This is a genomic window from Rhodospirillales bacterium (genome assembly GCA_014323865.1).
Taxonomy (GTDB): Bacteria; Pseudomonadota; Alphaproteobacteria; order SP197; family SP197; genus SP197.
Genome location: JACONG010000005.1, coordinates 1 through 9218 on the forward strand (window position 1 = coordinate 1; position 9218 = coordinate 9218).

Annotated in this window: 8 protein-coding genes and 1 pseudogene; 1 reads left to right on the top strand and 8 read right to left on the bottom strand. The window is 58.9% G+C overall.

Annotation, left to right across the window (positions count from 1 at the left end; all coding sequences use genetic code 11):
* The 3 genes and pseudogenes from GDA49_01855 to GDA49_01865 form a co-directional block, all read right to left on the bottom strand.
* Positions 1-1022 (bottom strand): annotated as a pseudogene (locus GDA49_01855) (IS630 family transposase).
* A 72-nt stretch (positions 1023-1094) separates the two neighbouring features.
* Positions 1095-1943 carry a HAMP domain-containing histidine kinase gene (locus tag GDA49_01860; GenBank protein ID MBC6439166.1) on the bottom strand — a complete coding sequence of 283 codons (849 nt, stop codon included), beginning with the start codon at positions 1941-1943 and terminating at the stop codon, positions 1095-1097.
* Positions 1944-1964: 21 nt separating this feature from the next.
* Complete coding sequence (locus tag GDA49_01865) at positions 1965-2108, bottom strand: hypothetical protein (GenBank protein ID MBC6439167.1); 144 nt, start codon at positions 2106-2108, stop codon at positions 1965-1967.
* A 191-nt stretch (positions 2109-2299) separates the two neighbouring features.
* Here GDA49_01865 and GDA49_01870 point away from each other — a divergent pair, with 191 nt between their 5' ends.
* Positions 2300-2698: a hypothetical protein gene (locus GDA49_01870; GenBank protein ID MBC6439168.1), complete on the top strand. Its 399-nt coding sequence runs from the start codon at positions 2300-2302 to the stop codon at positions 2696-2698.
* Between the two features lie 206 nt (positions 2699-2904).
* Here GDA49_01870 and GDA49_01875 read toward each other — a convergent pair whose 3' ends face one another.
* The 5 genes from GDA49_01875 to GDA49_01895 all read right to left on the bottom strand — a co-directional run bounded on the left by GDA49_01875 (position 2905) and on the right by GDA49_01895 (position 8853).
* Complete coding sequence (locus GDA49_01875) at positions 2905-3873, bottom strand: ABC transporter permease (protein MBC6439169.1); 969 nt, start codon at positions 3871-3873, stop codon at positions 2905-2907.
* Positions 3870-4814 carry an ABC transporter permease gene (locus tag GDA49_01880; protein ID MBC6439170.1) on the bottom strand — a complete coding sequence of 315 codons (945 nt, stop codon included), beginning with the start codon at positions 4812-4814 and terminating at the stop codon, positions 3870-3872. Before GDA49_01880 ends, GDA49_01875 begins: the two co-directional genes overlap by 4 nt.
* Complete coding sequence (locus GDA49_01885) at positions 4811-6331, bottom strand: sugar ABC transporter ATP-binding protein (protein ID MBC6439171.1); 1521 nt, start codon at positions 6329-6331, stop codon at positions 4811-4813. Before GDA49_01885 ends, GDA49_01880 begins: the two co-directional genes overlap by 4 nt.
* A 71-nt stretch (positions 6332-6402) precedes the next feature.
* A complete protein-coding gene (locus GDA49_01890; protein MBC6439172.1) occupies positions 6403-7533 on the bottom strand; it encodes a substrate-binding domain-containing protein in 1131 nt (376 codons plus the stop codon).
* A gap of 33 nt (positions 7534-7566) precedes the next feature.
* On the bottom strand, positions 7567-8853 hold the full coding sequence (locus GDA49_01895; GenBank protein ID MBC6439173.1) for an amidohydrolase family protein: 1287 nt from the start codon (positions 8851-8853) through the stop codon (positions 7567-7569).
* Positions 8854-9218: the final 365 nt, after the last annotated feature.

A 9218-nucleotide genomic window follows, 5' to 3' on the forward strand; every position in this document is an offset into this window, starting at 1 on the left:
TTCTCGATCCGATTGAGGTCATGCAATCTGGGTCCTTGATCAACGTGTTCCAGGCCTCGCAACAGTTCGCCACGATATCGTCGTAGCTTGCGAAGACGCGGTTTGAGAGCCAGTTGTCCCGGATGTACTGCCAGACGTTTTCGACCGGGTTCAACTCAGGCGACCTCGGCGGCAGTGGCAACAAGGTGATGGTCTCGGGCACCTCGAGTTTCGATGTCGTGTGCCACCCGGCCTGATCGACGATCAGGATTGCGTGGGCGCCGGGCGCGACTTCGGTGCTGATCAGCTTCAGGTGTTCGGCCATCGCGTGGGTGTCGACCCAGGGCATGACCGAACCGGCCGCCGGACAGATTGCACCGAAGATGTAGGCCCATTGGGTGCGTTGATCCTTTGGCGCGCGAGGACGGGTGCCGCGCTTGGCCCAGCGGCGGGTGATCTTGTTCTTCTGTCCCACCCTTGCCTCGTCCTGGAACCAGATTTCCATGGCTGGCCCGCCGTTCTGAAGACGGATGTCGCGGACCGTGTCGGGGGAAGTCTTTTTTGAACGCCTCGATCGCATCCGGGTCTTGTGCGTGGTGCTGGGGACGTGCCGAACGTTTGCGGAAACCCATGGCGCGCAGCTTACGGCCCAGTGTGGTGCGACTGACTGTCACGCCAAACGCGCCCTTGACCCACGCGACCAGATCAACCAGGCGTCACCGGACCACGCCATCGCGATCGGGGTCAGCCTCGACGACAGCAGCCAATTGCTGGCGCTGCTCATCCGTCAGGATCGAGGGTTTGCCCGGCGCCTTGCGGGTGCGGAACCCTTCTGGACCGCCAGCATTGAACCGCAGAACCCGGGCGCGGATGACCTGCAGACCAACTCCGCCAGTACGCGCCGCATCAGATCGCGATCCGCCGTCCAGGATCATCGCAATGGCCAACACCCGCCTCGTCCGGTCTGCATCGTCGCTCTGTCGCGCCAAACGCGCCAGATCGGAAGCCGAAAAATCACTGCGAAGCTTGATAGCCGGCTTCATGGAAAGCCTCCTTTGTTTTCCAGAATAGACGATCATGAACAGACTAGGGGAATCTCTAACAATAAGTCTGATTCAATGGACCGCGGTATTACCACTGCCACCGAGGTCGCCTGAGTTGAACCCAGTCGAAAACGTCTGGCAGTCCATCCGGGACAACTGGCTCTCAAACCGCGTCTTCGCAAGCGACGACGATATCGTGGCGAACTGTTGCGAGGCTTGGAACATGTTGATCAAGGACCCAGATCGCATCACCTCAATCGGATCGGGGAACTGGGCCAATGCGTGATGATCAACGCGCTTTGGTATCAGGGCGCTATACACTTGGCCGAAGACCTCGAAGGCTCGGACCATATCGCTTTGTGTCATCCCGATGCCTGTATTGCTGATCACGATATCGATGCCGCCATCGGGTCGCGCCGTGACCTCGACCGTGACGGTACCGTGGTCGGGCGTGAATTTCACCGCGTTCGACAAGAGATTGAGCAGCAACTGGGGAAGCTTCCTGGTGTCTGCCCTCAGCCGTGATGCATCAGACGGCATGAGGGTGCCGAGACGGGTGCCCGAGCGTTCCGCCTGCTCCCGGAAGAACTTGGTCGAAAGTGCGACCACAGAGATGAGACCGACGTCGTCTTCGTCCAATTCCTGACGTCCGGCCTCGGGCTTCGGGAGGTCAAGGATGTCGTTGATTGGTTCGAGCAGGTGACGACCGCTCTCGTTGATATCGCGGACGTATTCGTCGTGGCGCGGATTGTCGAGCGGGCCGAACACACCCTCAAGGATCACATCCGAGAACCCGATAATCGCATTGAGCGGTGTCCTGAGATCGTGGCTGATCGTCGCCAGGAACTCGGTCTTGGTGCTGCTGCCGGTGTCATGGACATGGTGGCCGTGCCTCGTCATACGCTGGGCCAGTTCCATCATTTAGCGGCTTTCGGATAACTCCTAGAGTGCCATATACTCGGTGGAGACGTCCTCTATCATATGGATCACACGCAACCAGTCATCGTCGAACTCAGGCGGCACGAAGGCGATCGCACGTTCGACGAGTTCGCTGCCGTCAAGACGCTTCTGGCGCGTATCGGGCAACACAATTCGCCGCTCCCCTTCACCGGAGCCTCGAGAATGTAGGTAACGGACGCCCTCTCATCGTCAGGAAGGGGTTCTTGCGACCAGGCCTTGAAGGCTTCCCGATCGGGGCCGGTTGACCTTGGTCACGTCCTCGATGGTCAGAATCACCCGATCACCCGATCACCCGCGCCCAGTCCTGGCGGTATTCGTTGGGCACCATCACCGTCCCGCGGGTGTCGATCGTCGAGCCGTCTTCGGGTTGCTCGGCGGTCTCGCCGCATCGGATGACGGCCCCCCTGGGCCAACTGCTTCAGAACACGTGCCATTTCGGCGAGCATGTCCGCGGAGAGGTTCTCCAAACTGTGCGTGACTTAGTCGTCCCGGGTCTCGGAACCGTACATGCGAAGACACCCTTCGTTGGAGTCCAGCAGACGCATCCGCCCTGCGAGGTCGCGCATGACCTCCGGATTGGCGATTCGATGATCGGCCAGCCGCCCGCCGGAGCTGATGAACAGACGTTCGACTTGGCGGCGGGTGCTCGAGCAGTCGTCGACACGGATGCTGATCGGCGCCTGCTCGACGAGTTCGCGGTAGCGCCGCTCGCTTGATTCGACTCGCGGGCGAATCTACCGCTCCTCGCTGCAGCCACCATGGTCATTGCGCGTAAGGGGCCAAGGCTGGTCGGCCAGGTGATGTCCAGATCCGAAAGAATGTCTTGTGTTCGGCGCGGCGTGTTGTCAGCGTCAAAGCTCTTCAACACGGCCGCAATCCGCTGCACGTTTGATTTGTCATCCCTACACAGGGGCGGGAGACCTCAGTTGCGCGACCGTTTCATGTAGACGGCAGCAGCGAGGATAATCAGTGTCCCCTTGATCACCAATTGCAATTCAATCGACAGGCCCAGGATCACCACGATATTGAAGAGCGACACAAGGATCAGCGCAGCAAGCAGCACGCCCGGAACGGAGCCTTTACCGCCCGACAGAGCCGCGCCGCCGATGACAGCTGCCGCAATACTGTCGAGCTCGTATCCGCGCCCGGTCCAATTGTCGACAATGCCCACATAGCCCACCAGAAAGAGCCCGGCACAGGCCGCCATCACGCCAGAGATGACAAAGGCCATCACCACGAGGAGTTTGGTCGGTGCGCCTGTCATATAGGCTGCAGAGGGACTGTCTCCGTAGAGCTTGAGCCTGCGCCCAAACACCGTACGCTCAAGCAGCCAGTGCATGGCGAAGGCAACAACACTCAAGGCAATCAGCGCAACCGGGATACCAAGAATGTTCCCCGTGGCCAGCCAGCGGAACGTCTCAGGTAGCGAACCGCCCGGTGCACCGCCAGTATAGGCAAAACGGATGCCTTGCAGAACGATCATGGTTGCCAGCGTCGCAAGAAACGGCGTGACATTGCGATAAGCCACGAGATAGCCATTTACCGCGCCGATCACGGCACCCAGCATCAAGCCAATGGCAAAGATGATGGGCGTACTGTCGATCAACGATGTCGAGAGTACTGCCACCGTTGCCATGATCGAGGCCACAGACAGATCGAGCCCGCGCACAATGATGACGATCATCTGACCGATGACCACGAAGCCAAGCGGTGCTGCCTGGATCAGGACGTCCTTAAGGTTGGCCGGTGTCAGAAAGCGCGGCGAGAGCGCGGTTGTGACAGCCCAGATCACGACCAGAAAGCCAAGGAGCATGAGAAGCTCCCGGCGTTGCGTCGCGCGGACCGTGTTGCGGTTCTTGGTCGGGGCGGGGTTTGTGGTTGTTGCACTCATCCCTTCCTCTTTCCTGCAAAAAAGGACACAGCGGCGATGATGATCACCCCTTCCACGATCCATTCGTAGAAGCTGCTGACATTCATGAAGTTCAGCACATTGGCTAGCAGGGCCAGCAAGATCACGGCAAGCGCCGTCCCCAACACCCCACCCTTGCCCCCTGCGAGAAGGGTTCCGCCGACAATGACGGGCGTAATGGAGCGCAGGTCAAATCCAACACCAGCGCGCGGATCACCGACGCCGAACCGGCCTGTCATATACGCTGCGGCCACGGCGCAGAGCAGGCCTGACAACGCATAAATTACCACCTTTGTCGTTTTGACTGGCAGGCCTGACACAGCCGCCGCAGCCTCATTGTCGCCAATGGCGTAGATTCGCGTCCCAAAGGCCGTGCGCCAGAGCATGAAGCCGATGATCACATAAAGTACCACGACGAATATCATGCCGTAGGGAACAACGCCAAGCCGTCCATACATCAAATCCTCGAAAAACAGCGGAACAGAGCCCGTCGGCTGGCGCGTGATCAGGAGTGCGCCACCTGCGAGGATGGTCGATGTCCCAAGTGTTGTGATCAGAGGATGGACGCCCACATAGGCCGTGACCGCGCCATTGACGACGCCGATCAGGATACCGAGACCGATCACAACGGCCATGGCGATCAGAAGCGTTCCCGCGCTGTCCCCTGCCAATGCTGCAAAGACAACGGCCAAAAAGCTCAGGGCACCAGCATAGCTCAGGTCAATGCCACCGGACAAGATCACGATGGTCTGCGCCAGAGCCACAATGGCCAGAGCGACCATTTGGTCCTGCACATTGGCCAGATTGAGCGGTGTGGCAAAGCGGTCAGACGAGGTCGTACCCACGACAAACACAAGTGCGATCAGCGCGACGACAACCAGATGAACCGGCTGGGCGTGCGTGGCGCGGAGAATATTGCTCATGCCGCTACTCCATGATGGGTCGAGGTCTCTGCGGCTGCCACGGAGATGATGGCTTCTTCCGTGATCTCAGCCCCTGTCAGTTCCGCAGCAAGCTCGCCATCGCGCATCACGTGGACGCGGTCGCACAAGCCCACGATTTCGATCAGCTCGGACGAGATGACCAAAAGCGCCATGCCTTCATCGGCCAATTCGCGCAGTGATTTGTAGATTTCCGCCTTGGCCCCGACGTCGACGCCACGCGTCGGCTCATCGAGGATCAAAAGCTTTGGCCGGTTTTCCAGAAGCCGTGCCACAAGGACCTTTTGTTGGTTGCCCCCAGACAAAGCCGAGATGGGCAGGCCCACATGGTCCACGACAACCCCGCGACGCTCTTTCAAGATCGCGGCGCGCTCTTCTTCATGGCCCGGCGGAACGGCATTGTGGTAGACGCCGAAGCCCGGGGTCGTGGCCGCGAAGTTTCGGGCGACAGACGAATTGAGAAAGAGTCCGTCATCCTTGCGGCTCTCCGTCAGCATCAGAATGCCTGCCTCAATGCATCCTGCGGGATCCCGGTGCGGCATCGGTTCGCTCATGAGGGAGACGTCGCCGGTGCTGGGCACCGCGCCAAAGAGCGCCAAAGCGAGTTCGGTCCGGCCAGAACCCACCAAGCCCGCAAGCCCCACGATTTCGCCCGCATGGACATCCAAACTGGCAGGTGGAAGCCCTGGTGCTACAACGAGGTTCGTGACTTCGAGGACCTTGTCGCCATTAGCACGGGCCGTATCGGCCTTGGACGGGAAGAGATCGCCAAGCTCGCGTCCCACCATGGCCGCGATGACACTGTCAGGGGTATAGTCACTTGTGGGACCTTTCGAGGTCACAGCACCGTCCTTGATCACCGTGATGTCGGTGCAAATCTCAAAAATTTCATCCAGGCGATGCGAGACATAGACCAATCCTAGGCCGCGCGCGCGCAGATCATGGATGATGCGGAACAGATGTCGGGTTTCGTTCTGACTCAAAACAGCGGTGGGTTCGTCGAGGATCAGAACCTTGGCTTCGGACCGCAATGCCTTGGCGATCTCGACCGTTTGTTTGTCCGCGACAGAGAGCGTTTCGACCAGATCATCGGGGTTCAGCATGATGCCGAGATCATCTAGCAACTTCTGGGCATTTGCGTTCAACGCTTTGCGGTCAATGAACCCCAAACGCGTGCGCGGCTCAACGCCAAGAAAAATGTTTTCCGCAATCGACAACGCTCCGATGACGGAAAACTCCTGATGCACCACGGCAATCCCGGCTTCCAGGCTTTGACGCGAATCAGTCCAACCCGCTTTGGTGCCTTCGAATTCCACATGGCCGCCCGTAGGTGTGTAGAGTCCTGTCAGCAGCTTGATGAGGGTGGATTTCCCGGCACCGTTCTCGCCACACAGAGCGACGGCACAGCCGCCATGCACTTCAAACTCAATATCTCTGAGCACCTCGTTGGAGCCAAAAGACTTACACAAGCCGCGGGCGGCCAGATATGGCCGGGCCATTGGTTCTCCTCCCTAGTTTGGTCGGGGCGATGCGTTGCCACCCCGATCCGTTTTACGAATTTGGCCGCTACTTACTTGGGATAGGATGCGGAGAAGGTCGCCGGATCATAATCCGCGCCAACACCCGAGGACATGATGACCGAGCCCGGTTTATCCATCAGCGCATAGTCCTTGACGTAGATGTCGGCCTTCACAGATGCAGTCTCTGCGCCTGCGGAGACAACAACCTGCTGGTTCACCTCAATCCGGCTCGGAATGCCCTTGCCGTCGAGTACGTCAAAAAGCACTTCAAACGCCTCTGCTCCCATGGCTGGGGGATAGTCGACACCAACCATCGGCACGTTGTGATTGACCGACAGCTGGTACATCGCGTTGAAGTCACCTCCAGTATGGGGTGGGATAGTGCCATCTTCATAACCCGCCGCGAGGAAGGCTTCGATGGAACCGGAGCCTTGCAGACCCGAATCCGCCCAGACGCCGTTGATGTCTTCGCTGTATTTCTGGATCAAGGCGGACATGATGGTCTTGCCATTGGCAGGAGACCAGCTGGTGTATTGTGTCTCCAGAACCTCGATGCCGGGATACTGGTCGAAGACTTCCATCGCGGCCTTGATGCGGTTTTCGGCGGGCGACGCCCCTGCGAGCCCACCCAGCATCACGACCTTGCCTTCAAAGTTCAGCGTTTCGGCCAGCCACTGTGCCGAGATGCGGCCCAGAGCCTGGTCAGAGGCCGTGACAAAGGTGATGAAGTTCTCGGTCGACGGCACAGAACGGTCCACAAGGACTACGGGCACACCTTGGCGCTTGGCGCGGCGAATCACCGGATCCATGGCCTCTGCGGTGGCGGGCGAGATCAGCAGAATGTCCACACCCTGTGCAATCAGGTCCTGCACGTCCGCGGCTTGCTTGGAGGGGTCGTCATTGGCGTCCGTGATGATGAAGCGCTTGAGCCTGTCGGCGTTACGCTCCGCAGCGGCTTCGATGCCATGCAGCATCGCAACCCGCCACGGGTTGGAGATCGACGCATTGGAGAAGCCGATCGTATAGGGCCCCTCTTTCTTGTACTCAGAGGCGTCGGTGATCGACATGGTCCCCGGGTTCCACAGGAACGTGCGTGGCACGCCCTGATATTCGTCTGCTACGGCAGCGCCTGAGAACAGGCCAAGAGTCGCGGCAAAGGCCACATGTTTGAGAACACGCATTGGTTTCCTCCCTAGCGTACTGGTTTATGCGGATTATTCCGCTGCTGCGCGAATGAGCCCGCCAGCGTTGATACCGCTGCGGGGATCTTTGAACATTACCCCGTCTTTCATGATCATGGAGAGGTTGTCCTGATGCTGAACGAGGCTGACATCCTTGGTCACATCACCCTTCACCAGCAGAAGATCTGCCAGATAGCCTTCTTTCACATAGCCCAGGTCATGGCTGCGGCCCATAAGACTTTGACCCACGGTTGTGGCACATTTCAGCGCGTCGACCGAATCGTAGCCGAAATAGGTTACGAAATGCTCGATATCCCGGGCATTCTGACCCATGGGCGTGACTGCCAAGCCGTAGTCTCCGCCCACCACGACGCGAATGCCACGCTTGCGTATTTCGTGATAGGTGGCGCAGGTCGCGTCGAACTTGCGGAAAAGGTGTAGTTCCTCCGCCACCTCTTTGGTAATGCCTGCTGGCTCGCCTTCCTTGGTGCAATTGTGGACAAGGCCGAAGGCCGGACCGACCCAGATGCGGTCCTTGACCTCTTCCAGCATGTCCAGCGCTTCTTCGTCAGCAAAGTCGCAGTGGTAGATGCAATCGACACCGGCGCGAATGGCACGTTTCACCGATTCAGACGAGCGGGCATGGGCAGCCACTTTCTTGCCGAAGGCCCGGGCGACCTTGACGAAGGCCTCCAGTTCTTCCGGCTCAGTCGGTGTGGTTTCAGCCCGTGCGTGGCTGACAAATTCGTCGCCCGAGATGTTGATCTTCATGATGTCGACGCCGTCACGGACACATTCCCGCGCAACGCGGCGCATCTCGTCGGGACCATCGGCGATGAGGCCAAAGCTTTCCTGATGGATGTGGCGCTTGCGCTCATCCCCGAGGCCGGCGGTCGTCGTCACTTCCGGGCTGCTTGCCATCATGCGCGGCCCGTCAATCATATCCGTCTCAATGGCGTTGCGGGCTGTCACACCCAGCAGGGGCTTGGCAGATGCGGCTTCAAAGATCGAGGTAAATCCATGGCTCAGCAGCAGATGCAGGTTCTGCGCCGTCAACAGCATATGCTCTTCGCTTGAGAGAAGACCCAGTTCTGGCGGCTGGTTGATGCCAGTGAAACTGGGATGGCAATGGCCTTCAACCATTCCCGGCATCAGCGTGTGGCCGGACCCGTCAATGATCTCGCCTTGGGTGTCAATCGGGCCATCCTCACCTTTTGCAACCCTTGTGATCTTGTTGCCTTCAATTGTGACAGACGCCGGATACGCGCTATCAGAAACACCGTCCCAAACGGACGCACCTGTGATGGTGATCTTGGACATTGCTCCCTCTCGTAAGTGACTTTTACCCGCTTTCGGTTCGTCGGGCTCAGCCAGAAACAAGGCACTCCCAAATTTAGTCTACCTCATATGCAGACATGAAGTCCAGCCGTGATCAAGAAAAAATTCGGCGATTGTCCTTCAGGAACATCGCGCTCCTTGCAGGCTTTGACGACCGGATCAGGTCCGGTTGGACGGCTGGTGACATCCGCCACACTCGTCATACCAAAGCGCGTTGATCATCACGCATTGGCTCAGTTCCTCGATCCGATTGAGGTCATGCAATCTGGGTCCTTGATCAACGTGTTCCAGGCCTCGCAACAGTTCGCCACGATATCGTCGTAGCTTGCGAAGACGCGGTTTGAGAG

What these genes read in the sequence shown, in the direction of transcription:
- GDA49_01885 (MBC6439171.1), bottom strand. Translation starts at nt 6,331, where the DNA reads ATGGCCCGGCCATATCTGGCCGCCCGCGGCTTGTGTAAGTCTTTTGGC.
- GDA49_01895 (MBC6439173.1), bottom strand. Translation starts at nt 8,853, where the DNA reads ATGTCCAAGATCACCATCACAGGTGCGTCCGTTTGGGACGGTGTTTCT.
- GDA49_01890 (MBC6439172.1), bottom strand. Translation starts at nt 7,533, where the DNA reads ATGCGTGTTCTCAAACATGTGGCCTTTGCCGCGACTCTTGGCCTGTTC.
- GDA49_01860 (MBC6439166.1), bottom strand. Translation starts at nt 1,943, where the DNA reads ATGATGGAACTGGCCCAGCGTATGACGAGGCACGGCCACCATGTCCAT.
- GDA49_01880 (MBC6439170.1), bottom strand. Translation starts at nt 4,814, where the DNA reads ATGAGCAATATTCTCCGCGCCACGCACGCCCAGCCGGTTCATCTGGTT.
- GDA49_01875 (MBC6439169.1), bottom strand. Translation starts at nt 3,873, where the DNA reads ATGAGTGCAACAACCACAAACCCCGCCCCGACCAAGAACCGCAACACG.